This window comes from Streptomyces sp. MI02-7b (assembly GCF_033793585.1).
Classification (GTDB): Bacteria; Actinomycetota; Actinomycetes; order Streptomycetales; family Streptomycetaceae; genus Actinacidiphila.
Map to the genome: position 1 here is coordinate 386675 of NZ_JARAWX010000003.1, position 25234 is coordinate 411908.

A 25234-nucleotide genomic window follows, 5' to 3' on the forward strand; every position below is an offset into this window, starting at 1 on the left:
ACGTTCGTGCGATGCGCGGCGGGGGTTCGTTGAAGCGCTTCGACGTTTTTCTGGACAGGGATCCTGGCGCTGGGTACGGTCTTCTGTCGAAGCGCTTCACCGCCCGTGCTTCACTGTGCTCGCCGCCCGCACACCCGAGGGAGTCGCCGGATGGTCACGCTCGCCGAGGTCGCCCGGCACGCCGGGGTCTCCGCCAGCACCGTGTCGTACGTCCTGAGCGGCAAGCGGTCCATCTCCGAGGCCACACGGCGCAGGGTCGAGCGCAGCATCCAGCAACTCGGCTACCACCCCCACGCCGGTGCCCGCGCGCTGGCCAGCAGCCGGTCCAACATCATCGCCCTGATGGTGCCGTTGCGTACAGACATGTACGTCCCCGTCATGATGGAGATCGCCATCGCCGTCGCCACCACCGCGCGGCAGCACGGCCACGACGTGCTGCTGCTCACCGGCGAGGAGGGGCCGACCGCGGTGCGCCGGGTCGCCGCGAGCGGGCTGGCCGACGCGATGATCCTCATGGACGTCGAGCTGCACGACGAGCGCATCCCGTTGCTCCGCGACGGCGACCGGCCCGCCGTCCTTGTCGGCCTGCCCGCCGACCCCGCCGGACTGACCTGCGTCGACCTCGACTTCGAGGCCACCGGTGCGCTCTGCGTCGACCACCTCGCCGATCTCGGCCACCGCGACGTCGCCGTCGTCGGCGAGGCCGCCGCGGTCTACCAGCGGCACACCGGCTTCGCCGAACGCACCCTCCAGGGCCTGCGCACCCGCGCCGCCGAACGCGGCGTACGGCTCATACACCGCCCTTGCGAAGGCAGTTGGGAGTCCACCGCCGGCACGGTCTCCCGCATCTTCGACGAACGGCCCGGCACCACGGCGCTCGTCGTCCAGAACGAGGCCGCCATCGGCCCCCTCCTGTCCTTCCTGCGCCAACGGGGCCGCGCCGTCCCCGAGGACGTCTCCGTCGTCGCCGTCTGCCCCGACCAGGTCGCCACCCAGTCGGCACCCCGCCTGACCTCCGTCGCCATTCCGGCGCAGGAGATGGGCCGCCGCGCCGTCGACCTCGTCATGACCAAACTCGGCGGCGGCCCCGCCGCGCCCTCTCCGGGTGTCCACCTCATCGAGCCCCGCCTGACGGTCCGCGACAGCAGCGGGCCCGTGGCGGTGTAGTTCCGGGTCATCGTCCCGGGTGCGTCCTCAGGCGGCGTCGAACGGCGGCATGATCCTCACCACGACCAGGAGCCGGGCCCGCGGGGCCACCAGGAAGTAGAACCAGCCGCCTGCGGCGTCCATGTGGCGCAGACCGCCGGGCCGCGGACCGCTGCCGAAGTCGCGGACATCGACGCCCGTATCGGCCAGTTCGATCAACTACCCGGCCAACCGCTCCACTTCGGCGACGACGAAGCCGGGAACGCCGCCGGTGACGTGCGCGCGGTCCGGGTCGTACTCCCGACGCCATTCGCTCACCGCTGGTGGACCGCGACGGCGGCATGGGCGGTGTCGAGGATACGGCCGATCTCCGACGCCGCCTTGCCGGCCTGGACGGCGTCACCCGATTCCGCCACCTCCTCCCAGTGCCGCAGGTCCGCCGCGAGCTGGGGGTGTCGCTGAATGTGCACGTACACCGACCACTGGACGATGAACCGCCGCAGCGGAGCGAGGTCCGATCCCTGGCGGGACTGGTCCGCCGCCTGGTCGAGTTCGCGTGTGAAGGCGGGCAGAGCCGCCGGCGCGATCTGCGCGAGCGCCTGACGCAACGCCGTCACGGTGGCAGGGGGCCGAGGGATGAGGGGCTGCCCGGCGGTGGAGGCGGTCATCGGTTCTCCCATGGGCTGATTCTGATCCCTCGCGCCAGCCTACTCAGCGGAAGCCCGACTCCGGCCCCCGATCGGGTGAGCCTCGGCCTCCTGGCACCCACCGAAGAAAATCGCCGTGACGCACACCGCGGTACGTCCGACAGACGTCCGCCACGACACGCATCACCGTCACCCTGCCCCGCCGAGCGGGTCGCCGAGCTGAGGAAGTTCACCGACAGCGTCTCCGGCTACGTGGGCGAGGCGGTGCCCCGCCAGATCGGGCACCGGCTTGTCGGTGACGACGGCACCAGGAGGAGAGCGGCGCCTTCACGGATGAGGAACTGGCCGAGACCGGTGCCTGGGTCGTCGGCGGCGCCGGACCGGCCGGGCACACCGACGGCGCGCCGGTCAGGTCGGCTCGTCGCACACGGAGCAGTGCGGGAGTCGGCGGCGTCGCCGAGGAGCCCGGACACCCGAGAGGACGTGGGGTCACCGTGCCGCCCCGGCCGGGTCCGCCGGGCAGGCCACGCCCGTGCCGCCGATGCCGCAGTAGCCCGCGGGGTTCTGGGCGAGGTACTGCTGGTGGCGGGCCTCGGCGGGGTAGAAGGGGCCGGCGGGGGCGATCTCGGTGGTGACGGGGCCGTGGCCGGCGGCGTGGAGGGCGGCGGCGTAGCGCTCGCGGGAGGCGAGGGCGGTGGCGTGCTGGCGCGGGGAGTGGGTGCGCAGGGCGGAGCGGTACTGGGTGCCGTGGTCGTGGCCCTGGCGGTAGCCCTGGGTGGGGTCGTGGGCCTCCCAGAAGGCGCGCAGGATCCCGTCGTAGGGGAGGAGGGCGGGGTCGAAGACCACGCGCACGGTCTCCGCGTGCCCGGTGAGACCGCTGCAGACCTCCTCGTAGGCGGGGTGCTCGGTGTGGCCGCCCTGGTAGCCGACGAGGGTGGTCCACACTCCGGGCAGGCGCCAGAAGGTGCGCTCGGCGCCCCAGAAGCAGCCCAGGGCGAGGTCGGCGACCTCCAGTCCCGCCGGGTAGGGGCCGGCGAGCGGGGTGCCCAGCAGGAGGTGCCGCGCGGGCACGGTGTGCAGCGGGGCGGCGCGGCCGGGCAGCGCCTCCCCGGCGGAGGGCAGGCGCAGCCCGTGGTGGGGGAACGGCGTCGCCGTCAACGGGCCGGGCCCGGGGCGGAGTTGCGCTGAAGCCCGGCGATGGCCTGGGCGCGGTAGAGGGCGTACGCGGCCGCCGGGTCGTCGGCGTACGACCAGGGGGCCGCGCCCGCGAAGCCGTCGACGTGGCGGAGCTGTTCCACCGCCTCGGGGTAGCGCTCGGCCCGGACCAGGAACGAGATCAGCAGGTGCCGCACGAGGGGCAGTACCGGGTCGTTGGAGGAGGCGTGCTCGGTGGCGTAGAGGGCGCCGCCGACGGCCCGGGAGATGACCTCGCTCTGGTAGAAGCTGCTGGTCAGGATGAGCTCGGGCAGGTGCGCGAAGACCTGGAAGAGCGGCAGCGCCGGCAGCAGGCTGCCCTCGGGTCCGGAAGCGGCGGCGCGCTCGGCGAAGTCGCGCGCGGCGTCCTCGGGCAGCCGGGACAGGGCGACGAGGTGCGCGCCCATGTGGTGCGGGGCGCGGGCGGTGATCTTCTCCCACGAGGCCGTGAAGTCGCCGTCCGCGGCGAGGTCCACGATGTACGGGACCGGGTCGCCCGGGGCCAGCAGCACGGCCTCCGCGGCGACCGTGCGGGCCTCCTCCAGGATCATCGGCACGTCGGGCGAGCTCGCCGGGGCGCGCCTCGCCTGCTGCACCAGGAAAGCGGCCTGGACGGCCGCGCCGCCCGGGTCCTCGGGTTCCTCCACCCGCCAGGTGCGCAGCCACGCCCCGCCCTTGCCGGGCGCCCGCGTCAGCTCCACGGCGGCGGCCCCGGCCAGCGTCTGGACCCGCTGCCAGCGGGCCTCGCCCTCCACCGGGGTGCCCTTGAGCAGGGCGGACACCGCGTGCCAGTCCTGCGTCCGCTGGGTCGCGGTGAGGGCCTGGGTCAGTTCGGGGTCGGGCCCCGGCAGCCGGATGTCGATCATGTCCTGGGACACGAACCCGTACAGGGCGGGGTCCGCCGCCGCCCTGGCCCACTCGGCGCGGCCGCGACGCAGGCGGGGCCACATCACGACGGCGGCGATCAGGAGCACTCCGTACAGCACCCAGAGGAATTCCATGATGAGCAAGCGTACGCGCGCCCGGCCGGCACGCCCCCGAGCCGTCGGTCGCACTACGCTCGGCGCTATGAGCGACCAGCAGCACCAGAACTTCGAGACCCTCGCGATCCACGCGGGTCAGGCGGCCGACGCCCAGACCGGGGCCGTCGTGACGCCGATCTACCAGGTCTCCACGTACAAGCAGGACGGCGTCGGCGGGCTGCGCGGCGGCTACGAGTACAGCCGCAGCGCCAATCCCACCCGCACCGCGCTGGAGGAGAACCTCGCGGCGCTGGAGGGCGGCCGGCGGGGCCTGGCCTTCGCGTCGGGGCTGGCGGCCGAGGACTGCCTGCTGCGCACGGTCCTGAAGCCCGGCGACCACGTCGTCATCCCGAACGACGCCTACGGCGGCACCTTCCGGCTCTTCGCCAAGGTCGTGGAGCGCTGGGGCGTGCAGTGGTCGGTCTCCGACACCTCGGACCCGGCGGCGGTGCGGGCCGAGATCCGCCCCAACACCCGGCTCATCTGGGTCGAGACGCCCAGCAACCCGCTGCTCGGCATCACCGACATCGCCGTGCTGGCGGACATCGCGCGCGGCGCGGACGCCCGGCTCGTGGTCGACAACACCTTCGCCAGCCCCTACCTCCAGCAGCCGCTGGCGCTGGGCGCGGACGTGGTCGTGCACTCCACCACCAAGTACATGGGCGGCCACTCCGACGTGGTCGGCGGCGCGCTGATCGCGGCCGAGGCGGGTCTCGGCGAGGAACTGGCGTACCACCAGAACGCGATGGGCGCGGTGGCCGGCCCCTTCGACGCCTGGCTGGTCATGCGCGGCATCAAGACCCTCGCGGTGCGCATGGACCGGCACAGCGACAACGCGGAGAAGGTCGCGGACCTGCTGTCCACCCACCCGAAGGTCACCCAGGTCTTCTACCCGGGCCTGGCCGAGCACGCGGGGCACGACGTCGCCGCCAAGCAGATGAAGCGCTTCGGCGGCATGGTCTCGTTCCGGGTCGCGGGCGGCGAGGAGGCGGCGGTCGAGGTCTGCAACCGGGCCCGGCTGTTCACCCTCGGGGAGTCGCTCGGCGGCGTGGAGTCGCTGATCGAGCACCCCGGCCGGATGACGCACGCCTCGGCCGCCGGTTCGGCGCTGGAGGTGCCGGCCGATCTGGTGCGCCTGTCGGTGGGCATCGAGTCCGTCGACGACCTGCTGGAGGACCTGCGGCACGCCCTCGCGTGACGCGGCGCGGGCGCCGCGTTTCCCGCGGCGTCCGCTACCAGTACACCAGCGGCGTCTGCTGCAAAGGCTGCGGGTCCGGCCACCACAGCGCGGCCGCCACCAGGGCGGCGGCCAGGCCCGCCAGCAGCAGCACCCACAGGACCACGTGCAGGACCCGGCGGCGTGCCAGGAGGCGCCTGCCCTGTTCGGCGGCCCGGGGGGCCAGGCCCAGCGGGACGACGGGGTGCGGCCCGTCCAGCATGCGGCGGACCTCGTCCTCCTTGCGGTCCCACGGGGTCATGAGGCCGCCTCCGGCACCCTGGGCGCGGGCTCGGCCGCGGGCCGCGCGTCGCGCAGGACGGTCACGGCCCGCAGGCACACCGCCCGCACCCGGTCGACCGGCATCCCGAGCTGCGCGGCCGTCTGCTCCTCCGCGATGCCCTCGTAGAGCCGCAGGACGACCACCAGCCGCTCCTGGACGGTCAGCGTCCCGAGCGGTCCGCCGCGCGGGCGTCGCCACCGGGGCCGGAGCGTGAAGCGGCGGACGATCTCACCGCGGGTGTGGACGTACGGGTCCTCGCCGCGCAGCCGGAACCAGTCCGCGTACGTCCGGGACAGCGCGGCGAACAGCAGCTCGGCGCCCTCGTCGCCGTCGCCGGTGAGCAGCGTGGCGGCGTGCAGAAGACGCCCTGCCGCACCCGCCGCGAACGCCGCGAACTCGGCGTCGCGCAGGCGTTCCGCTGCCGCCCGGCGCTCTCCCACAGCGCCATGGGACGGCAGACGGTGACCTCAGGTCAAGAGCTCTGCTCGTCCCCGGAGGTCATCGCCGCGTGATAATCCGCCAACGCAGCGTTGAAGCGGCCGAGGAGATCGGTGAAGATCTCCCGTTCCTGCCCGGTCCAGTCCTCCGTCACGACCGACATGAGCTCGCGGCGCGAGATGCGCACCTCTTCGAGGCGCGTGCGCCCCCGGGGGGAGAGCGCGAGGACCACCGCGCGCCCGTCCTCGGGGTGCGAGGTGCGCTTGACCAGACCGCTGTCGACGAGCGGCGCGACCTGCCGGGTGACGGTCGAGGAGTCGATGCCCATGCCCTCGGCGAGCGCCTTGACGCCCATCGGCCCCTCGTTGTCCAGGCGGTTGAGCAGCAGATATGCGGCCCGGTCCATGGAGTTGCGGGCCTTGCCGACGCCACCCAGACGGGTCTGCTCCGCGCGCCGGGCGAAGAGTGCCACCTGGTGCTGCAGGCGCTCCAGGAGGTCGGTCGTTGTCTCCGAGGGAATGGGCATGGCCGGAAGCTCGCGTTCTGTCGGTCCTGCGAAGGTTGGGAGAAGAGTACGCGGAGAGCGTCACCCCGGGACCCCACCGGCGAAAACTGCTCCGTCCCGGCTCCCCGGACGCCCGGCTGCAAGACTGGGGACCATGGAAAGCCCGGCAAGTCCTGTACGTCCCGTGCGCCGTCCGGCGGGCCCGCCCCCCTCGCACCCGGTCACGATCGACGACGTCCGCGGTGCGCACAAGATGCTCTCCGGGGTCGCCCGGACGACACCCATGGAAGGCAGCCGCTACCTCTCCGGCCTGGTGTCCGCGCCCGTCCACCTCAAGTGCGAGAACCTGCAGCGCACCGGTTCCTTCAAGGTGCGCGGCGCCTATGTGCGGATCGCCGGGCTGCGGCCGGAGGAGCGGGCGGCCGGGGTCGTCGCCGCGAGCGCCGGCAACCACGCGCAGGGCGTGGCGCTGGCGGCGTCGCTGCTGGGGGTGCGCTCCACCGTCTTCATGCCGGTCGGTGCCCCGCTGCCGAAGATCGCGGCGACCCGCGAGTACGGGGCCCAGGTGCGGATGGAGGGGCAGGTGGTGGACGAGACGCTGCACGCCGCCCGCCGGTACGCGGAGGCGACCGGTGCCGTCTTCATCCATCCCTTCGACCACCCCGACATCATCGCGGGCCAGGGCACGGTGGGGCTGGAGATCCTGGACCAGTGCCCCGAGGTCCGCACGATCGTGGTCGGTGTCGGCGGCGGCGGTCTCGCCGCGGGCGTGGCCCTGGCGGTGAAGTCGGTGCGCCCCGACGTCCGCGTCATCGGCGTGCAGGCGGAGGGGGCGGCCGCGTACCCGCCGTCGCTGCGGGCCGGGCGGCCGGTGGTGCTGGACTCGGTGGCGACCATGGCGGACGGCATCAAGGTGGGCAGTCCCGGGGACGTGCCGTTCGGCATCATCCGGGACCTGCTGGACGACGTGCACACGGTCAGCGAGGACGAGCTGTCCAGGGCGCTGCTGCTCTGCCTGGAGCGGGCCAAGCAGGTCGTCGAGCCGGCGGGGGCGAGCCCGGTGGCGGCACTGCTGGCCCGGCCGGAGGCGTTCGAGGGGCCGGTGGTGGCCGTGCTGTCGGGCGGCAACGTCGACCCGCTGCTCATGGAGCGCATCCTTCGGCACGGTATGTCCGCGGCCGGCCGGTACCTGTCGTTCCGGTTGCGGCTCACGGACCGGCCGGGCGCCCTGGCGGCACTGCTGGGGATCCTGTCGGCCAACGACGCCAATGTGCTGGACATCGCGCACGTCCGTACCGACCCCCGGCTCGGGCTGACCGAGGCCGAGGTCGAGCTGCGGCTGGAGACGCGCGGGCCCGAACACCGCGAGGCGGTGGGCTCGGCGCTGCGGTCCGCGGGGTACGTGCTGCTCTGACCTGCGCGTCCGCGCCCTCGCCTGCGCGGGGCCGGAAAAGCCGGGCCCGATTGTCAGTGGCGTGCGGCAGGCTGGACGCAGGTGTTGCGGACGCGGTGGAACGCGGGAGAGGGAGCCGCGCAAAAAACCGGTTGACGCGATATATCGCGTCTGGGATGCTCGCGATGTATCGACGTGTGCCGCCGCTCCGGCCGCACGCCCGTTCATCCCCCACATCTCACTCACGCCCTGAAGGGGAGACAACGCATGCCAGGCGCCATCCACGCCGAAGGTCTGGTGAAGACCTTCGGCGACGTACGGGCACTGGACGGAGTGGACCTCGACGTCCCCGAAGGCACCGTCCTGGGTCTGCTGGGCCCGAACGGAGCCGGGAAGACCACCGCCGTCCGCGTCCTGACCACCCTGCTGCAGCCGGACAGCGGCAAGGCCGTCGTCGCCGGGATCGACGTGCTCAAGCACCCCAACGAGGTGCGCCGGCAGATCGGCCTGTCCGGGCAGTTCGCCGCCGTCGACGAGTACCTGACCGGCCGCGAGAACCTGCAGATGGTGGGGCGGCTCTACCAGATGTCCGCGCGCGACGCGAAGGCGCGGGCCACCGAGCTGCTGGAGCGCTTCAACCTCGCCGAGGCCGCCGACCGTACGGCCAAGACCTACTCCGGCGGCATGCGCCGCCGCCTCGACCTGGCGGCCGCGCTGGTCGTCCGGCCGCCGGTGATGTTCATGGACGAGCCGACCACCGGACTCGACCCGCGCAACCGCCTGGCCCTGTGGGAGGTCATCCAGGACCTCGTGGCCGGCGGCACCACCCTGCTGCTCACCACGCAGTACCTGGAGGAGGCCGACCACCTCGCGCACGACATCTGCGTGATCGACCACGGCAAGGTCATCGCGCGCGGCACCTCCGACGAACTCAAGGCGCGCACCGGCGGCGAGCGCGTCGAGGTCGTCGTGCACGACCGCGAGCACCTGGCCACGGCCACCGAGGTGCTCCGGGGGTTCGGCAAGGGCGACACGACCCTCGACAACCACACCCGCCGGATCACCGTGCCGGTCACCGGCGGCGCGAAGCTGCTCGCGGAGGTCATCCGCGAACTGGACACCCGCGGCATCGAGATCGACGACATCGGTCTGCGCCGCCCCACGCTCGACGATGTCTTCATGTCGCTCACCGGCCACGCCGCCGAGGAGAAGGAAGAGGAGTCCCAGTGACCACGGCGACCGACGCGGTGCCCACCGCCAAGCCGCGCCCCACCAACCCGTTCGTGCAGTCCGTGCGCGACTCGCTGGTGGTCGCCCAGCGCAACCTGATCCGCATGATGCGGATCCCCGAGGTCGTCATCTTCGGCCTCGTCCAGCCGATCATGTTTGTGGTGCTGTTCAGCTACGTCTTCGGCGGCTCGATGAACGTCGGCGGCTCCACGAGCCCGTCCGTCTACCGCGAGTTCCTGATGGCGGGCATCTTCGCCCAGACCGTCACCTTCGCGACCGCCGGTGCGGGCGCGGGCATCGCCGACGACATGCACAAGGGCCTCATCGACCGCTTCCGGTCGCTGCCCATGGCCCGCGGCGCGGTGCTCACCGGCCGCACCCTGGCCGACCTGGTGCAGACGGCGCTGACCGTCGTCGTGCTCGCGATCGTCGCGCTGCTCGTCGGCTGGCGCATCCACGAGGGCCTGCCCAAGGCGATCGGCGCCTTCGCGCTGCTGCTCCTGCTCGGCTACGCGTTCTCCTGGATCGGTGCCCTGATCGGCCTGTCGGTCCGCACCCCCGAGGCGGCCACCTCCGGCGGCCTGATCTGGCTGTTCCCGCTGACGTTCATCTCCAACGCCTTCGTGGACTCCAACCAGATGACGCCGTGGCTGCGGCACATCGCCGAGTGGAACCCCTTCAGCTCCACCGTGCTGGCCTGCCGTGAGCTGTTCGGCAACCTCCCGGAGGGCTACCAGGCGGCGGACGTCTGGCCGATGCAGCACCCCGCGCTGGCCTCGGTGATCTGGTCGGTCGTGATCATCGTGGTCTTCCGGACCCTGGCCGTGCGCAAGTACCGCTCCGCGACCGCGTAAGGACGCGGACGCACGAGGAGCCCCCGGCCGTCGTGGCCGGGGGCTCCGTTGTGTCCGTGGGCAGGGGGGCCGGTGTGACGGCGCCCGCCGTGGTCAGCCGCTGTACGGCTTCGCCTCGATGATCTTCACCGAGGCCTTCTTGCCGTTGGGGAGCTCGTAGCTCGCGTTCTCGCCGACCTTCTTGCCGTTCACGCCCGAGCCGAGCGGGGACTGCGGCGAGTAGGTCTCCAGGTCCGACGACACGTACTCGCGCGAGCCGAGGAGGAAGGTCAGCGTGTCGTCCGGGTCGCCGTCGAAGGCGATGGTGACGACCATGCCGGGCGCGACAACGCCGTTGTCCGCGGGGGCCTCGCCCACCTTGGCGTGCTGCAGCAGCTGCGTCAGCTGGCGGATCCGGAGCTCGAGCTTGCCCTGGTCCTCACGCGCCGCGTGATAGCCGGCGTTCTCCTTGAGATCGCCTTCCTGGCGGGCTTCCTCGATCTTGGCGACGATCTCGGCGCGCGCCGGACCAGACAGATGCTCCAGCTCGGCCTTGAGCTGGTCGTACGCCTCCTGGGTCAGCCAGGTGACGTTCTCACTGGTCTGGGTCACAGGTGCTCCTCGTCGGTACTCGCTTGCTTACAAATGAACGCCCTACCCAGAAAGATGCGTCTTCGCGGGAGGGCGAAACCACGAGCCTAACAATTTCCCCCGACAATCGGCGAGAGGAAAAACATCAAGAGAGCATCAGTGCAGGTCAGGGGGGTACCTGCCGGGTCGGCGTGATCAGTGTGTCGGCTGGCAGCCGATCAGCTCCGCGGAAGTCCCGCGACTGGTGGTGCGAATGGTGGCCACGGTGTCGACGCGACCGCTGTGCTGATTGAGGCGGACATCCCGGCGGCCCACCTCGGAGTGGTCCTCGGCCACCGAGCGCAGGGTGCACACCGCGGTGACGTCCGTGTTCTTGCGCACTTCCAGATGGACCTGGACCTCGTGGTCGGAGACCACCTGGAAGGCGATGACCTGGCCGCTGACCTCCGTGCCGGCGATCTTGTCCCAGCCGATCCACACCAGCAGGACCAGCGTCAACGCGCCCAGTACGGCACCGATGACCTTGAGCTTGCGGTCGGCGCGGGCGTCCGCGTCCGCGCTCCGGCCGTACCGGCCCTCGGGTACCTGCCGGGTCACCGCGCTCATCGATCAGTCCTCCCGGGGGCGGGGAATCCCGCCCTGGAATTAATCAGCCCCTTGCTTCGGTCACTATAGAAGTCGCTACTCGTACCCCCGACTGAGGATCCAACCTTGACCGATCAGCTGCGACTGATGGCCGTGCACGCCCACCCCGACGACGAGTCGAGCAAGGGCGCGGCCACCATGGCCAAGTACGTCTCCGAAGGCGTCGACGTCCTGGTCGCCACCTGCACGGGAGGCGAGCGCGGTTCCGTACTCAATCCCAAGCTCCAGGGCGACGCGTACATCGAGGAGCACATCCACGAGGTCCGCGCCAAGGAGATGGACGAGGCCCGCGAGATCCTGGGCGTCAAACAGTCCTGGCTCGGATACGTCGACTCCGGCCTTCCCGAGGGCGACCCGCTGCCGCCGCTGCCCGAGGGCTGCTTCGCCCTGCAGGACGTGGACGAGGCCGCCGGGACGCTGGTGCGGCTCATCCGCGAGTTCCGCCCGCACGTGATCACCACGTACGACGAGAACGGCGGGTACCCGCACCCCGACCACATCATGACCCACAAGATCTCGGCGATCGCCTTCGACGCCGCCGGCGACCCGGAGCGCTACCCCGAGGCCGGCGAGCCCTGGACGCCGCTGAAGCTCTACTACAACCAGGGCTTCAACCGGCAGCGCACCGTCGCCCTGCACGAGGCGCTGCTCGCCCGCGGCCTGGAGTCCCCGTACGGGGAGTGGCTGGAGCGGTGGAAGACCTTCGACCGGCCCGAGCGCTCCCTGACCACCCATGTGCCGTGCGCCGACTTCTTCGAGATCCGGGACAAGGCGCTGCTCGCGCACGCCACCCAGATCGACCCCGACGGCGCCTGGTTCCACGTGCCGATGGACATCCAGAAGGAGGTCTGGCCGAACGAGGACTACGAGCTCGCGCAGTCCCGCGTGGACACCACCCTCCCCGAGGACGACCTCTTCGCGGGCATCCGGGAGAATTGAGCGCGTGAACGCGACATTCGGCACGGCCGCAGCCCAGCTCGTTCCTCTCGCCGTCAAGGACCTCGACGAGAACAAGGTGACGCCCGGACTCCTGGGCTTCGTCATCTTCGCCCTCATCGGCCTCTCCCTGTGGTGGCTGATGAAGAACATGAACAAGCAGATGCACAAGATCGACTTCGTCGAGGAGCCGGACTCCGCCGCCGACGCGGCGCCGGTTCCCGGCAAGAGCGCCGGCCGCGCCGGCTGATCCGGCAGCCGCAGCACGCCGCGGGACCCCGGGCGACGACCGCCCGGGGCCGTGGCATGCCCTGACGCGGCGCCCCGGCAGCCCCGTACTCAGCCCGGGCGCCGGTCGGAGGCGCGGTCCGCCGGCGGCGGAGTCATCGCCATCCGCGCTCCGCGTGACGGCACCATGCCCAACCGCCAGGCCTCCCACGGCGTGCCCGGCTCGACGCCGCGCTCCAGCAGCAGGGCGTACGCCTCGGCGTACTCCTCCAGGTCCAGGTCGCGCCCCTGGTAGGTGTCCCGCAGCAGCGCGGACAGCCCCTCGCGCGCCTCGGCGGCGCCGTCCTCGGTCAGCAGCGGCAGCAGCGTGCACCGCAGGAAGCGCGACCAGTCCGCGCCGCGGCGGTCGGGCAGGGCGGCGAAGAGCCGTTCGGCGTCCCGCAGCAGCTCCAGCGCCTCCGGCACGCGGCCGTTGCCCGCGTCGATCACGGCCAGTTCGACGCAGGACCAGGCCTCGCCGTGCGGTACGCCGATGCGGCGGAAGTCGGCGCGGGCGTCCTGGAGCAACTGGCGGGCGAAACCGCTGTTGCGCAGATTGCCGGTGAGGGCGGCGCGCTGGTCGCGGGTGACCCGCGCCGAGTGGTGCCGGGCGCAGGCCAGTCCGTAGACGTCCCGCATGCGGCTGAACATCGTCCGGGAACGCTCCAGGGCCCGCAGCGCGGGGTCGAGTTCGCCGGCCTCCTCCAGCGCCTGGCCGAGGTAGTACAGCGACCAGGCCTCGCCGCGGGCGTCCTCGTTGGCCCGGTGCCGGGTCAGGGCGTCGCCCAGGACCCGCTGGGCGGCCGGGGCGTCGCCGCGCAGCAGCCGGGCACGGGCGAGCTGGGTGGCCGTCCAGGCGGTGCCGCGCGGATCGCGGGTGGCGGCGTAGCACTCGCCCGCGGCCCGTAGTTCGGCCTCGCCGCGGTCCGCGTCACCGACCGCCAACTGCCACTGCCCCAGCTGGAGATGGGCCCAGGCCTGGCCGTGCACGCTCTCGCTCTCGCGGTGCAGGGCCAGCGACTCGGTCAGCAGGTCGTGGGCCTCCGCCAGCCGGCCCGCGTCGCGCAGCACCGCCGCGAGCGCGTGCTGCGTCCACGCCCGGTCGGCGCGCAGCTCCTCGGCCGCCTGCAGCTGCAGGGCCTCACGGAGCTTCTCCTCCGCCTCGTGCAGGCTGCCCTGCTGCTGGAGCGTGATACCGAGACTGCACAGCGCGCGGGCGGCGCCCGCCGGGTGCTGCGCCTCGAAGTACAGGTCGACCACGGACGAGAGCGTGGAACGGGCCTTGTCGAGCTCGCCGAGCTGCCGGGCGGCGATGCCGGTGCGCCACTGCACGGAGCGCACCAGCACGTTCTGGTCGGCCTCCCGCTGGTGCCGCTGCGCCAGCTCGCTGATCTCGCCCAGCCGGTACAGGTCGCCGCGCAGCAGGCAGTAGTCGCACAGCGCGCCGAGCAGGTGCTGCACGACCCGCTGGTCGACGCCTTCGGCATGCCGCAGGGCGGCGGTGATGAAGCTGGACTCCTCGTCCAGCCAGCGCAGCGCGAGGTCCAGCGAGGCGAAGCCCTGCGGCCCGAAGCGGTCGGCGCGGGTGGAGGTGCGGCCGTCCACCAGGCGGATCACGGAGTCCGCGAGTTCGGCGTAGCTGCGGATCAGCCGCTCCTGGGCGGCGGCGCGCTCGTCCGGGTCCTCCTCGTCGAGCAGGCGCGCGTGCGCGAAGCGGCGTACGAGGTCGTGCAGCCGGTAGCGGCTGCCGCGCACGTGCTCGATGAGCCCGGCCGCGGCCAGTTCGCCCAGCCGCCGTCCCGCCTCCTGCTCGTCGGCCGCCAGCAGTGCCGCGGCCGCCGCCGCGCCGAGACTGGTGCGCCCGGCCAGCGCCAGCCGCCGCAGCAGCCTGCGGGCCGGCTCGGGCTGGTCGTGGTAGCGCAGCGCCAGCGCCCGCTCGACCGGGTCGAGCGGGCCGTAGGCGGCGAGCTCCGCGGCGAGGACCGCGACCCCGCGCTCGGGCAGCGAACTGCCGGCGATGCGCAGCGCCAGCGGGAGGCCGCCGCACAGCCGCCGGATCTCCTCGGCGCCGGCGGCGGTCCCGTCCGGCGCGCCGTCACCGGCGCCGTCCCCGCCGCTCCCGCCGTCCCCGCCGAGCGCGGCCAGCAACTTCCGCGAGGCGCCCGCCGTCAGGGGCTCCAGGGGAAGGTCGTGCACGCGCGCCGCCGGGACGTCCAGCGCCAGCGGGCCGGCCGCGGTGACCAGCACGAGGCTGTCGGACCGCTCGGGGACCAGGTCCCGGACCTGTCCGGCGTCGGCCGCGTCGTCCAGGACGACGACGACCGGCACACCCGTCAGCCGCTTCTGGTACTCGTCGGCCAGGCGCCGCAGATGCTGCTCCTGGGAGGTGCGCTCGCGGAAGAGCAACTGCTCGCGGGGCGCTCCCAGCCGGTTGAGCAGGTGCAGCAGCGCGTCCCGGGTGGGCAGCGGCCGCTCGCCGGGGGCCGCTCCCCGCAGGTCGACCACGCAGGCACCGCGGAACTGGTCCTTGAGCTGCTGGGCGGCGCGGACGGCCAGCGTGGTGCGCCCGGAGCCGGCCGGGCCGTGCAGCACGACCACCACGGGCCCGCTGGCGGGGGAGACCCGGGCCTGGTGGACCCACTGCGCGATCTGCCGCAGATGGTCCCGGCGGCCGGTGAACGGCCCGTCGGCGACGGGCAGTTGCGCGAAGGACTGCTCCAGCGCGCCGCGGCCGCGCGCTGCGGCGCTGCGGTCGGTGCGCCGCTGCGGCGGCAGGGCCGGACCCGGCGCGGGCGCCGGGGCGGGCGCGGTGAGCTGCCGTTCCAGGAACGGGCGGACGCCGCGCCGGTCGACCGCCTCCAGCCAGGCGCGGCGCAGTTCACCGGTGCGCCCGCCGCCCGCGCGGGACCCGCGCGCGGAACGGGCCGCCGTCGTGGCCGCCCCCGCCACGGCGACGACGGCGGCGGTGCCCAGTGCCGTACCGGCGCCGGTGCCCCAGCCGAGGTCGGCCACGCACGCCGCGACCGCCGCCACGGCGGTCACCAGGGCGGGGGTGCCGATCGCGGTGCGCCGCCCGGCGCGTTCGGCGTGCCGTGCGGCCGCGTAGGCGGCGTACTCGTCCGCGGCCTCCCCGGCGATCCCGTCGAGTGCCGCGCGTCCCCTGCGCAGCAGTTCCTCGGCGTCCTCGGGGCGTCTGCGCCGTCGCTCTCCGGCCACGGCGCGCTCCAGCAGCCGTGACACCTCGGTCCGGTCGGACGGGTGCAGTTCCGCAGTCCGCTTCGTCAACACGATCCCCCTCGGTCGCCGAGCCAGGACCCAAGTGTCCTGCCGAACCGGCCACATGCGACACCATCGGTACGGCCGGGGCTGTGGAAGCGCGGCGCCCGGCACGGCCCCCGCGACGCGGGCGTGCACCGAGGCGCAGCCGTCGCGCGCCGTGTGTGGCGGGGCTTGTGCGGTTCGCGCGCACGCAGTGCGACGCCCGGTCCGGGGACCGGCGTCGAGCGCCCCGAACCGGCCCGGGCGGCGCGCGGTGCTCGTCGACGCCGACCCGCTCGGCGGCGGTCTGGACGTGCTGCTCGGTGCGGAGAGGGTGGCCGGTCTGCGCTGGCCGGACCTCGCCGAGTCCCGGGGCCGGGTCAACAGCGGCGCTCTGGAGGAGGCACTGCCGCGGGCGCACGCCCTGAGCGTGCTGAGCTGGGACCGCGGGGACACGGTGGTCGTTCCGCCGCGGGCGATGCGGTCGGTCATGGGCGCCGCCCGGCGGCGTGGCGGAGTGGTCGTGGTGGATCTGCCGCGGCGCATGGACGAGGCCGTGACCGAGGCGCTGGCGCAGACGGACGTGGGCCTGCTGGTCGTGCCCGCGGAGCCGCGGGCTGTGGCGGCTCGCGCAGGCCGAGCCCGCGGCCCGAATCCGGCGGTGGGGGGTTCACGGCGCACCGGCGCGGCGCCGGAAGGCGTCCGGGGCACGTGGCGGCCACCGGGCCGTGCCCGTGACTTCGTCCCTGTCTGGGCCGCTTCGTACCCCCCGCGCCGTGGCGCAAAGGTGACTTGGCACCTGCTGGACAGCCAAGGGGTACTGACCCCCGCCATCAGCGGGGACATGCTTTCCCGCCATGAGACACATGAACAGCAGGTGGCGGCCGAGGGTGCGGAGCCCGCGGCCGCAGTACGTGGCGGCCGCCGCTCTCGCGGCGCTGCTGGCAGGTCTGACCGCGACTCCTGGCGCGGCCCAGGACACCGGCCGGGACACCGGGCGGAGCGGCGGGCAGTCCGGCTCCGGCGCGCAGGGCAGCGCGGCCGGGATCACCCGGCAGCAGGTCACGTTGATCACCGGTGACCGGGTCACGCTGGACACGGACCCCTCGGGCAGGCAGAGCGTCACGGTCGAGCCCGCCAAGGGGCGCGAGCACATCACGTTCGTCAAGCGTCAGGACGGCCGGGACTGGATCGTCATACCCGCCGACGCCCTCCCCCTGCTGGCCACCGACCGCCTCGACGCGGCGCTGTTCAATGTCTCGGCCCTGGTCGCGGGCAAGTACGCCGAGCGGTCGAGCCTGCCGCTGATCGTCCAGTACGCGGGTGACGCGGGCACCGCCGAGCGCCGGCTCACCGCGGCCGGGGCCGACGGTGCCCGGACCGTCGCCGGAACCCCCTTCGCGACCCTGGCCGAACACCGCGAGGACGCCGCGGCGTTCTGGAAGGGCATCGCCCCCGGCCAGGCGGGCGCCACGTCCTTCGGCGCGGGGGTGCGCCGGGTCTGGCTCGACGGGCGTTCCACGGTCCAGGCCGAGAGCACGGCGACCCGCATCGGCGCCCCGCACGCCTGGGAGAAGGGCTGGACCGGCACCGGCGTCAAGGTCGCGGTGCTGGACACCGGTTACGACCCCGACCACCCGGACCTCAAGGGCCTCGTCACCGAGTCGGCGAACTTCACCGGCGAGCCGAACACCGACGACCTGATGGGGCACGGCACCCACGTCACCTCGACCATCGCCGGATCCGGCACGCTCTCCGACGGCCGGTACAAGGGCGTGGCACCCGGTGTGCAGATCCTGTCCGGCAAGGTGTGCACCGGGGACGGCAACTGCGACAACTCCGCCATCATCGAGGGTCTGGCCTGGGCCGCCCAGCACGGCGCCAAGGTGATCAACCTCAGCCTGGGCGACACGGACACGCCGGAGACCGACGCCGTCGAGGCCATGGTCGACACCGTCAGCCGTGACTACGGCGTCCTGGTGGTGGCCGCGGCCGGCAACAACGGCTCCGGCAGCAGGGTCTCCTCGCCCGCCTCCGCGGACCGCGCGCTGGCCGTCGGCGCCGCCGAGGCCGACGACGACCGCGCCGTCTTCAGTTCGGTCGGCCCGCGGACCGGCGACTCCGGCCTCAAGCCGGACATCATCGCCCCCGGCGTCGGTGTCGTCGCCGCCAGGGCGGGCGGCACCACCGCCGACGACGGCTACATCGCGATGGACGGCACGTCCATGGCCACGCCGCACGTGGTCGGCGCCGCCGCCATCCTGTTCCAGCAGCACCCGGACTGGACCGCCGAGCAGGTCAAGCGTCAGCTGATGCAGTCGGCGACCGGTGCCCTGGAGCACGGCGCCTACTACCAGGGCGCCGGGCGCGTCGACGTCGCCCGGGCGGTCGACCAGGAGGTCACCGCCGACGTCGCCGCAGTGGACTTCGGGCTGGTCCGCTGGACCGACGCCCAGCGGCCGCCGGTGAGCCGGAAGATCACCTACCGGAACCCGGGCGCAGCCCCCGTCACCCTCCGGCTGGCCCAGAACGCGAGCAGCGGCCTGCTGGACAAGCCCGCCCCCGCAGGTTTGTTCCGGCTGAGCGCCGACACCGTCACCGTCCCCGCGCACGGAACGGCGGACGTCACCCTCACCGGGACCCCGGAGGCCACCACGGCCTACGCCGCCTACAGCGGCGTGGTGACCGCGAGCACCGCGGACCGCCAGGTGTCGGTGCGCGTCCCGTTCGGCCTGGACCTCGAGCAGCCGTCCTACGACCTGCGCATCGACATGAAGAGCCGCACGGGCGCGGCCCCCGACACCGCGTACCTGCTCGTCCAGTCGGCCGACCGCAAGTCCTTCGAGGTGGAGGCGCTCGGCAAGAACAGCACCGTGGTGCGGCTGCCGAAGGACACCTACTCGGTGAGCGGCTTCTTCTTCGACGCGTCGTTCACCGAGGGCGTCATCGTGGGCGTGCCGAAGGTCGTGATGACCGCCGACCGGCAGGTCGCCGTCGACGCACGGAAGGCGAAGCCCGTGACCGTCTCGGCGCCGAGCCGCGCGGCGCGCATCCTCTCGGCGGAGATCGGCACCATCAGCCTGGGCGACGAGCTGCTCTCCGTCACCATGAACAACGCGGTCGGCGAGGACCACATCGAGGGCGTGTACGCGACCCCGACGGCCCGGGACAAGGACGGGAAGTTCACCTACCTCGTCAGCACCGTCTGGGGTGACCCCACCGGCCCGGACGGCAATCCCTCGTCGGTCTACTACCTCTCCCGGCCGGTGCACGGCGCCATCCCGGCCGACCCGGGGTACCGTCCCCGCGCGTCGGAACTGGCCAGGGTGGACACCACCTTCGCCGCCACCACCCCGGGAACCACCGCGGCCCGCCTCGTCTGGATGTACGTCGACAACGTCCGCTTCAGCGCACCCTCGATGACGGGGCTGCCGGTCCCGACCCGGCGGGTCGACTGGTTCTCCGCGGCCGAGGGCCTGCGCTGGCAGGCGGCCTTCGACCAGAACAACATCTTCGACCCGGACACCCGCGGACAGAGCTACCTCGGCGATCTGCACGGCTACAAGGCCGGCGCCAGGGTCGAGGAGCGCTGGAACGGCGGCGTCCAGGCCCTGGGCCTCTCGTCGCAGATGGCCGCCTTCCGCGAGGGCGACACCGTCTACCGCCCCTTCCAGTCGGCCGCGAACGGCAACCTCGATCTGGTGGCCGACACGACGGCGGGCCTGCCCGCGGTGGAGCTGCGGCGCAACGGCGAACTCGTCTCCGAGGACTGGAGCATGAGCGACGTCCCCGCCGACCCGACCCCCGCCGACTACCGCCTGACGGTCGAGCAGGACCGCGACCTCGCCCCCAGCTCGGTCTCCACCCATGTGTCGGCCGAATGGCGCTTCCGGTCGCAGACCACCGCGACCCGTCAGGCGCTGCCGCTGTACGCGGTGCGCATGTCGCCCGAACTGGACGAGTGGAACCGTGCCAGGGCCGGTCGTGAGCTCCGCATCCCGGTCCTGGTCCAGCGGACGCCCGGCGCCGCCGAGTCGCCGATCCGCACCCTCACCGTCGAGGTCTCCTACGACGAGGGCCGGACGTGGCAGTCGGCCGCGGTCAAGGGAACCGGCACGCAGCGCACCGTGACCGTCGACAGCCCGCACCGTTCCTCGGGCGGATCGGTCAGTCTGCGCACCTACGTCAAGGACGCGGCGGGCAACTCCTTCAAGGAGACCGTGATCAGGGCCTACCTGCTCAAGTAGCCGCGACCGCGAGCACAGCCGCAAGCGCGGGACCGCGCTTGCGGCTGCGCGGCGCTCAGAGCCAGTTGCGGCGCGCCGCGTGCCATCCCAGTTGCATGCGGGTGGCGACGCCCGCGAGGCCCATCAGTCCCTGGATGCGACGCTGGACGGTGCGCTTGCTCACGCGGAGCTGCCCGGCGATCGCCTCGTCGGTCAGGCCGGCCACCATCAGGGACAGCAGGTGCCGGTCCTCCGGGGCCAGCGACGCGGCGTCCTCGGGGCCCGCGCCGCCGATCCGGCCCTCCTCGGTCACCCGGAGCGGGGCGCCGACCTCCCAGTAGCGCTCGAACAGGTCGATCAGCGCCTCCAGCAGACTGCTCTCCCGCACCAGCGCCGCCTTGAGCTCCTTGGGGTTGCCGGGGGCGCCCGAGGAGGCCAGTGGCAGGACGGCCACCGACCGGTCGGAGACCGCCATCCGCAGCGGCAGCCGCGGCACGGCGCGGGCGACCTCGCCGGCGTGCACCCCTCTGACGACGTTGTCGACCGCGCCGGGGTCGTCGAAGTACGCCTGCTCGTACAGGACCCGGTAGAGCACGCCCCGGGCGTGCGCGGCGAACTGCTCCTGGTTGCTCTCCGGGGACATGGCCACGTAACTGGCCTTGCAGAACCACGTCATCTCGTGACGGCTGTTGTCCTGGAGCTGCCGCAGCCGCTGCCGCAGGGCGGCCGCGCCGCTGATGATCTCGATCGCCTCGCCCCCGACCCGGGCCCGCGCGCCGCGCTGGTACGCCTGCACCATCTCGAACACCGCCACGCGGGTCCGGTCCAGGTCCTCGGAGTGGCGCTGGAGCCGCGGTACGAGGGCGACTTCCGGCGGGATGGCGGCGAACCAGCCGGGGCTGTCCTCCACCGGGTACGCCAGCCCCTTGGCCTCCAGCGCGAGCAGCAGCCGCCGGACCGCCGCGGTGTCGAGGCCGCAGCGGCCGGAGACCTCCTCGGCGGACGCCGACTCGTGGCCGAGCAGCAGGCGGTACACATCGCCCTCGGCGGCCGTGAGGCCCACCGTCTCCAGCATGTCGTCCCTCCCGTCACCGCCCGGCGCGATCCGGGGTCCGCGTCGGAGAACGTGTTTCGTCCGGCGTTGGATTCCATCAGCACATCCGCCCGGGGACAACGTCGGTTGCCGAGGGCAACCGCGTGGCGGCACGAGACCCGTGCACCGTGCACCGGTGGCCGTGGGGCGGGGTGGCGTTCGCGCGGCCCGGGAGCGCGGGGTGCCGGTGCTGCTCGGCGGGGTACCGCAACTGCCGCCGGTGTGACACAGGAGTCCTGACCTGCGCCGCGACGGGGCGGGCTCATGCCCGCCCCGTCCGACCCGGCGCGGTTACCGCTGCCGGTCGGCGCGACGGCGTGCCACCAGGAGGGCGCCCGCGCCGAGGGCCAGGGTCCCGGCAGCGGCGGCGGTGAGGGGCAGGACCGAACCGGAGCCGGTGGACGCCAGGGCACCGCCGGTGGAGGAGAGGCCGGTGGTGCCCGTGCTGCCCGTGGTGGAGCTGCCGCCCGTGGCGCCGGTCCCGGAGCCGGACGTCGAGCCGGACGTCGAGCCGGAGCCTCCGGTGGAGGCCGTTCCGGAACCGCCGGAGGCCGTCCCGGAGCCTCCGGTCGTGCCTGTCGAGCCGCTGCCGCCCGTGGCCCCGGCACCGGCGACGTCGAGCAGGATGTCCGCGGTGTCGTTCGACCTGACGGTGTCGAAGGGGCGGGGGAGCTTCCCCGCGAGCGCCACCGAGCCCTTGGCCCCCGGCACCGCCTTGTCGATCCTCAGCTTGAAGTCATAGGTCTGCCCGCCGTGCTCGTCGACCCAGGAGTCGCCCATGCCGCATTCGTACGTCGCCGACCCCAGGTTCCTGCAGAATCCGGCGGACTTGGCGACCGACGTACCGGCCGGCATCTTGATGCGGACGACGGCCGGGGAGACGCCGTCCCGGAGCACCCAGCCCGGCCCGGCGTTGGTGAACTTCACCTCCAGCGGGACCGTGTCGCCGACCCCGCCCTCCAGCCGGGCACCCGTCACCTGGAAGTCGGCCGTGTTCTCGGCGGTCACGTCGACGGTTGCGAAGTCCCCGCCGTCCGGCCGGGCGGAGCCCGGGGCGGCCGGGGTGTCGTCGGGCCGCTCGACCAGCTTCACCGCGGGCGCGGTGCCGGGTATCGGCTCGAACCCGCCTTCCGAAACGGGTTCGGTGCCCCAGATCGCCACCCTCAACAGGTCGTACAAGGAGTGGTCGAGGACCTTCAGGGCCACTGGCTTTTCCAGCGCGTAGACGACGCCGGGTCTCACCGGCTGGTCGAACTCGCAGAGCAGGTTCGAAAAGGCCGGCAGATCATCGTGAGCCTGGCCATCCCAGCGTCCGCAGTTGGAGGGCACCTCGGTGTGGCTGAGGCCGCGGGTGACGTCGAACTCCATCCAGACCTTGTCGAGCGCCGCGGGGCCGGTGTTCGTGAAGGAGATCGGCACGCTGAGCGCACTGCCGGGCTTCACCCCGTCGATCGGGGCGATCTTGCCCAGCACCACCCCGGGTGCCGGGTCCGCGGCACCGGCGGGGGCGGCACCCAGCGCCATCAGCGCCAGGGCGCCGACGGTACCGGCGGTCCAGCGGAGGGCACGGTGGCCGTGAGAAGTGGGAGTCATGGAATCCTCTGGGTGAAGTGGCGGCTGCCGACGGCTGAACCAAGGGTGAACACGTGCTCCACAGGAGACTTCCGCCGTCGTCGAAGGGTTGTAGGAGCCGGCGCAGCGGACGGCGGATCGTCCGGAGCCGCCGGCGTGCCTCACCTGCGGCGCGACGCGACCCCTGGCGCCGTGTCCGCCGCACCCGGCGCAGGGCGATCCGCGCCGCTTGCCCGCCGCCGCTCGCCCAGAGGACCACACAGCGCACCGGGTACCGGTCGTCCGCCGCCGGGCCCCGCGTCCCGCGCCGCTCCACTTTCCAGGCGCCGGATTCCTGCCGGAGCCCGTCCGCTGTACCAGGAGGGGAACCGCGGGGGACGGGTGTTCGCGCTCGCGGCGGGCCCAGCGGTGCGGCCCCCGGGGCGACGGGCGTCCCGATCGCCCTGCTGCCGGAAAGAGCGGGGCGCGGCGAGGATGCAGTGGGTCAGCGCCGCCGCGATGGGCAAGGATGGGGTCATGCCGAACCGCCTCGCCGACGCGACGTCGCCGTATCTCCTCCAGCACGCCGACAACCCGGTCGACTGGTGGCCCTGGGGGGAGGAGGCCTTCGCCGAGGCCGAGCGCCGGCAGGTGCCCGTCCTGCTGAGCGTCGGGTACGCGGCCTGCCACTGGTGCCATGTCATGGCGGGGGAGTCCTTCGAGGACGGGGAGACCGCCGCGTACCTCAACGAGCACTTCGTGTCGGTGAAGGTCGACCGCGAGGAGCGGCCCGACGTCGACGCCGTCTACATGGAGGCCGTGCAGGCGGCCACCGGCCAGGGTGGCTGGCCGATGACGGTGTTCCTGACCCCGCAGCGCGCACCGTTCTACTTCGGCACCTACTTCCCGCCGGCCCCGCGGCACGGCATGCCCTCGTTCCGCCAGGTGCTGCAGGGCGTCGAGGCCGCCTGGCGCGAGCGCCGCGACGAGGTCGGGGAGGTCGCGGCGAGCATCGTGAAGGACCTGGGCGCGCGCTCCATGGCCCTCGGCGGGACGACCCCGCCGGGACAGGAGGAACTCGCGGCGGCGCTGCTCGGGCTGACCCGGGACTACGACGCCGCGCACGGCGGCTTCGGCGGCGCGCCGAAGTTCCCGCCGTCGATGGCCCTGGAGTTCCTGCTGCGGCACCACGCGCGCACCGGTTCCGAGGGCGCGCTGCAGATGGCCGCGGACACCTGCGAGGCGATGGCCCGCGGCGGCATCTACGACCAGCTCGGGGGCGGCTTCGCGCGCTACTCCGTGGACCGGGAGTGGGTGGTGCCGCACTTCGAGAAGATGCTGTACGACAACGCCCTGCTGTGCCGGGTCTACGCCCACCTGTGGCGCGCCACCGGCTCCGACCCGGCCCGCAGGGTCGCCCTGGAGACCGCCGACTTCCTCGTCCGCGAACTGCGCACCCAGGAGGGCGGCTTCGCCTCCGCGCTCGACGCCGACAGCGACAAACCTGGCGGCGGTCACGGTGAGGGGGCGTTCTACGTCTGGACGCCGGCGGAACTGGAGGACGTCCTGGGTCCGGCGGACGCGGCCCTGGCAGCGGCGCACTTCGGCGTGACGGAGGAGGGCACCTTCGAGGAGGGCGCCTCGGTGCTCCAACTCCCGGCCGACGCGGGCCCGGCCGACGCGGAGCGCATCGCCTCCGTGCGGGAACGGCTCTTCGCCGCGCGCGAGACCCGCCCGCGCCCCGGCCGGGACGACAAGGTGGTCGCCGCGTGGAACGGGCTGGCGATCGCCGCCCTGGCCGAGACCGGCGCGTACTTCCAGCGGCCGGACCTCGTCGCGGCGGCCGTGGAGGCCGCGGACCTGCTGGTGCGGGTCCACATGGACGAGCACGGCCGGCTGGCCCGGACCTCGCGGGACGGCGTCGTGGGCGTCAACGCCGGTGTGCTGGAGGACTACGCGGACGTCGCGGAGGGCTTCCTCGCGCTCACCGCGGTGACCGGCGAGGGTGTGTGGCTGGACTTCGCGGGGCTGCTGCTCGACTCCGTGCTGCGGCACTTCACCGGGGAGGCGGGGGCGCTCTACGACACCGCGGACGATGCGGAGGCGCTGATCCGCAGGCCCCAGGACCCGACCGACAACGCCGCGCCCTCGGGCTGGACGGCCGCTGCCGGGGCCTTGCTGTCGTACGCCGCGTACACCGGCTCGGACCGGCACCGCGAGGCCGCCGAGCAGGCGCTCGGGGTCGTGGGCGCGCTCGCCGGCCGGGTGCCGCGGTTCATCGGCTGGGGGCTGGCCGTCGCCGAGGCCGCGCTCGACGGTCCCCGCGAGGTCGCGGTGGTCGGCCCGGTGGACGACGCCGGGACGGCGGCGCTGCACCGCGTCGCGCTGCTGGGCACCGCCCCGGGCGCGGTGGTCGCCGTCGGCGCGCCGGGCACCGGCGAGTACGCCCTGCTGGCCGACCGCCCGCTGATCGGCGATCGTCCGGCCGCTTACGTCTGCCGCCACTTCGTGTGCGCGGCCCCGACGGCCGACCCCGAAGCACTGGGGGAGCAGCTCGGCGCGCGCTGACCCCGGCACACGGCAGGGCCGGGCCCCCGTCGACACGTCACGATCACCGAGCCGACCACCACCGTTACGGGGTCCGGGCCCGGTTGCCGCATCCCCGCCCGCCCCGCTCGGAGGTGCCCCCAGGCGCGGAGCTTCCCCGGCCTTCGGCCCGGGGAAGCGGTCGAGGCGTCCGAGTGGCCCCGCTCCGGCGAT

General features: G+C 73.5%; 21 protein-coding genes and 2 pseudogenes. 11 read left to right on the forward strand and 12 right to left on the reverse strand.

Annotated features, from left to right (window positions below; translation table 11 throughout):
* The first annotated feature begins 150 nt into the window (after positions 1–150).
* Entirely contained in the window at positions 151–1167 is a 1017-nt protein-coding gene (locus PV364_RS06430) for a LacI family DNA-binding transcriptional regulator (RefSeq protein ID WP_319658703.1), read from the forward strand.
* Positions 1168–1194: 27 nt separating this feature from the next.
* Here PV364_RS06430 and PV364_RS06435 read toward each other — a convergent pair whose 3' ends face one another.
* Together PV364_RS06435 and PV364_RS06440 are read right to left on the reverse strand one after the other, a co-directional pair.
* Positions 1195–1365, reverse strand: coding sequence for a hypothetical protein (locus tag PV364_RS06435; RefSeq protein ID WP_319658704.1), 171 nt, complete (start codon positions 1363–1365; stop codon positions 1195–1197).
* A 95-nt stretch (positions 1366–1460) separates the two neighbouring features.
* A complete protein-coding gene (locus tag PV364_RS06440) occupies positions 1461–1814 on the reverse strand; it encodes a DUF6247 family protein (protein WP_319658823.1) in 354 nt (117 codons plus the stop codon).
* A 161-nt stretch (positions 1815–1975) separates the two neighbouring features.
* Between PV364_RS06440 and PV364_RS06445 the strand changes: the two are divergent.
* Positions 1976–2197: pseudogene (locus tag PV364_RS06445) on the forward strand (hypothetical protein); the annotation flags it as partial.
* Between the two features lie 85 nt (positions 2198–2282).
* On the opposite strand, the gene msrA reads toward PV364_RS06445, so the two are convergent.
* Complete coding sequence (gene msrA / locus PV364_RS06450; RefSeq protein WP_319658705.1) at positions 2283–2951, reverse strand: peptide-methionine (S)-S-oxide reductase MsrA; 669 nt, start codon at positions 2949–2951, stop codon at positions 2283–2285.
* Positions 2948–3988 (reverse strand): hypothetical protein, encoded by a 1041-nt coding sequence (locus tag PV364_RS06455; protein WP_319658706.1) that lies wholly within the window; start codon positions 3986–3988, stop codon positions 2948–2950. Before PV364_RS06455 ends, msrA begins: the two co-directional genes overlap by 4 nt.
* A gap of 67 nt (positions 3989–4055) precedes the next feature.
* Here PV364_RS06455 and PV364_RS06460 point away from each other — a divergent pair, with 67 nt between their 5' ends.
* Complete coding sequence (locus PV364_RS06460) at positions 4056–5207, forward strand: cystathionine gamma-synthase (RefSeq protein WP_319658707.1); 1152 nt, start codon at positions 4056–4058, stop codon at positions 5205–5207.
* A gap of 34 nt (positions 5208–5241) precedes the next feature.
* On the opposite strand, the gene PV364_RS06465 is transcribed toward PV364_RS06460, so the two are convergent.
* The 3 genes from PV364_RS06465 to PV364_RS06475 are packed head-to-tail and all read right to left on the reverse strand — an operon-like array spanning position 5242 to position 6472.
* Positions 5242–5487 (reverse strand): hypothetical protein, encoded by a 246-nt coding sequence (locus tag PV364_RS06465; protein WP_319658708.1) that lies wholly within the window; start codon positions 5485–5487, stop codon positions 5242–5244.
* Positions 5484–5948, reverse strand: a complete 465-nt coding sequence (locus PV364_RS06470) for a sigma factor-like helix-turn-helix DNA-binding protein (RefSeq protein WP_319658709.1) — start codon at positions 5946–5948, stop codon at positions 5484–5486. Before PV364_RS06470 ends, PV364_RS06465 begins: the two co-directional genes overlap by 4 nt.
* A gap of 32 nt (positions 5949–5980) precedes the next feature.
* Positions 5981–6472, reverse strand: coding sequence for a MarR family winged helix-turn-helix transcriptional regulator (locus PV364_RS06475; RefSeq protein ID WP_319658710.1), 492 nt, complete (start codon positions 6470–6472; stop codon positions 5981–5983).
* Positions 6473–6704: 232 nt separating this feature from the next.
* Between PV364_RS06475 and ilvA the strand changes: the two genes are divergently transcribed.
* The 3 genes from ilvA to PV364_RS06490 all read left to right on the forward strand — a co-directional run bounded on the left by ilvA (position 6705) and on the right by PV364_RS06490 (position 9928).
* On the forward strand, positions 6705–7865 hold the full coding sequence (gene ilvA, locus PV364_RS06480) for a threonine ammonia-lyase (RefSeq protein WP_319658824.1): 1161 nt from the start codon (positions 6705–6707) through the stop codon (positions 7863–7865).
* Positions 7866–8111: 246 nt separating this feature from the next.
* Positions 8112–9074 carry an ATP-binding cassette domain-containing protein gene (locus PV364_RS06485; RefSeq protein WP_319658711.1) on the forward strand — a complete coding sequence of 321 codons (963 nt, stop codon included), beginning with the start codon at positions 8112–8114 and terminating at the stop codon, positions 9072–9074.
* Positions 9071–9928 carry an ABC transporter permease gene (locus PV364_RS06490; protein ID WP_319658712.1) on the forward strand — a complete coding sequence of 286 codons (858 nt, stop codon included), beginning with the start codon at positions 9071–9073 and terminating at the stop codon, positions 9926–9928. Before PV364_RS06485 ends, PV364_RS06490 begins: the two co-directional genes overlap by 4 nt.
* A gap of 93 nt (positions 9929–10021) precedes the next feature.
* Here the strand turns inward: PV364_RS06490 and greA are convergent, their stop codons facing one another.
* Both greA and PV364_RS06500 read right to left on the reverse strand, forming a co-directional pair.
* Positions 10022–10519 carry a transcription elongation factor GreA gene (gene greA / locus PV364_RS06495; RefSeq protein ID WP_319658713.1) on the reverse strand — a complete coding sequence of 166 codons (498 nt, stop codon included), beginning with the start codon at positions 10517–10519 and terminating at the stop codon, positions 10022–10024.
* A 174-nt stretch (positions 10520–10693) separates the two neighbouring features.
* Complete coding sequence (locus PV364_RS06500) at positions 10694–11104, reverse strand: DUF4307 domain-containing protein (protein WP_319658714.1); 411 nt, start codon at positions 11102–11104, stop codon at positions 10694–10696.
* 105 nt (positions 11105–11209) lie between these two features.
* Between PV364_RS06500 and mca the strand changes: the two genes are divergently transcribed.
* Entirely contained in the window at positions 11210–12082 is an 873-nt protein-coding gene (gene mca, locus PV364_RS06505; protein WP_319658715.1) for a mycothiol conjugate amidase Mca, read from the forward strand.
* Positions 12083–12086: 4 nt separating this feature from the next.
* A complete protein-coding gene (locus PV364_RS06510; RefSeq protein ID WP_319658716.1) occupies positions 12087–12329 on the forward strand; it encodes a hypothetical protein in 243 nt (80 codons plus the stop codon).
* A gap of 89 nt (positions 12330–12418) precedes the next feature.
* Here the strand turns inward: PV364_RS06510 and PV364_RS06515 are convergent, their stop codons facing one another.
* The gene (locus tag PV364_RS06515; RefSeq protein ID WP_415924532.1) at positions 12419–15610 is read right to left on the reverse strand and encodes a tetratricopeptide repeat protein; all 3192 of its coding nucleotides are present in this window, start codon (positions 15608–15610) and stop codon (positions 12419–12421) included.
* Between the two features lie 250 nt (positions 15611–15860).
* On the opposite strand from PV364_RS06515, the pseudogene PV364_RS06520 reads away from it, so the two are divergent.
* Both PV364_RS06520 and PV364_RS06525 read left to right on the forward strand, forming a co-directional pair.
* A pseudogene (locus PV364_RS06520) lies at positions 15861–16238 on the forward strand (septum formation initiator); the annotation flags it as partial.
* A gap of 232 nt (positions 16239–16470) precedes the next feature.
* Positions 16471–19851, forward strand: coding sequence for a S8 family peptidase (locus PV364_RS06525; RefSeq protein WP_319658718.1), 3381 nt, complete (start codon positions 16471–16473; stop codon positions 19849–19851).
* Between the two features lie 55 nt (positions 19852–19906).
* Here PV364_RS06525 and PV364_RS06530 read toward each other — a convergent pair whose 3' ends face one another.
* Together PV364_RS06530 and PV364_RS06535 are read right to left on the reverse strand one after the other, a co-directional pair.
* A complete protein-coding gene (locus PV364_RS06530) occupies positions 19907–20905 on the reverse strand; it encodes a helix-turn-helix domain-containing protein (protein ID WP_319658719.1) in 999 nt (332 codons plus the stop codon).
* A 309-nt stretch (positions 20906–21214) separates the two neighbouring features.
* Entirely contained in the window at positions 21215–22516 is a 1302-nt protein-coding gene (locus PV364_RS06535; protein ID WP_319658720.1) for a hypothetical protein, read from the reverse strand.
* A 495-nt stretch (positions 22517–23011) separates the two neighbouring features.
* Here PV364_RS06535 and PV364_RS06540 point away from each other — a divergent pair, with 495 nt between their 5' ends.
* Positions 23012–25042 (forward strand): thioredoxin domain-containing protein, encoded by a 2031-nt coding sequence (locus tag PV364_RS06540; RefSeq protein WP_319658721.1) that lies wholly within the window; start codon positions 23012–23014, stop codon positions 25040–25042.
* Positions 25043–25234: the final 192 nt, after the last annotated feature.

Excerpts from the sequence above, each read along its gene's own strand:
- PV364_RS06465 (WP_319658708.1), bottom strand. The coding sequence starts at position 5,487 with ATGACCCCGTGGGACCGCAAGGAGGACGAGGTCCGCCGCATGCTGGAC.
- PV364_RS06440 (WP_319658823.1), bottom strand. The coding sequence starts at position 1,814 with ATGACCGCCTCCACCGCCGGGCAGCCCCTCATCCCTCGGCCCCCTGCC.
- PV364_RS06455 (WP_319658706.1), bottom strand. The coding sequence starts at position 3,988 with ATGGAATTCCTCTGGGTGCTGTACGGAGTGCTCCTGATCGCCGCCGTC.
- PV364_RS06485 (WP_319658711.1), top strand. The coding sequence starts at position 8,112 with ATGCCAGGCGCCATCCACGCCGAAGGTCTGGTGAAGACCTTCGGCGAC.
- PV364_RS06525 (WP_319658718.1), top strand. The coding sequence starts at position 16,471 with ATGAACAGCAGGTGGCGGCCGAGGGTGCGGAGCCCGCGGCCGCAGTAC.
- PV364_RS06540 (WP_319658721.1), top strand. The coding sequence starts at position 23,012 with ATGCCGAACCGCCTCGCCGACGCGACGTCGCCGTATCTCCTCCAGCAC.
- ilvA (WP_319658824.1), top strand. The coding sequence starts at position 6,705 with ATGCTCTCCGGGGTCGCCCGGACGACACCCATGGAAGGCAGCCGCTAC.
- PV364_RS06500 (WP_319658714.1), bottom strand. The coding sequence starts at position 11,104 with ATGAGCGCGGTGACCCGGCAGGTACCCGAGGGCCGGTACGGCCGGAGC.
- PV364_RS06430 (WP_319658703.1), top strand. The coding sequence starts at position 151 with ATGGTCACGCTCGCCGAGGTCGCCCGGCACGCCGGGGTCTCCGCCAGC.
- PV364_RS06460 (WP_319658707.1), top strand. The coding sequence starts at position 4,056 with ATGAGCGACCAGCAGCACCAGAACTTCGAGACCCTCGCGATCCACGCG.
- PV364_RS06535 (WP_319658720.1), bottom strand. The coding sequence starts at position 22,516 with ATGACTCCCACTTCTCACGGCCACCGTGCCCTCCGCTGGACCGCCGGT.
- PV364_RS06530 (WP_319658719.1), bottom strand. The coding sequence starts at position 20,905 with ATGCTGGAGACGGTGGGCCTCACGGCCGCCGAGGGCGATGTGTACCGC.
- PV364_RS06475 (WP_319658710.1), bottom strand. The coding sequence starts at position 6,472 with ATGCCCATTCCCTCGGAGACAACGACCGACCTCCTGGAGCGCCTGCAG.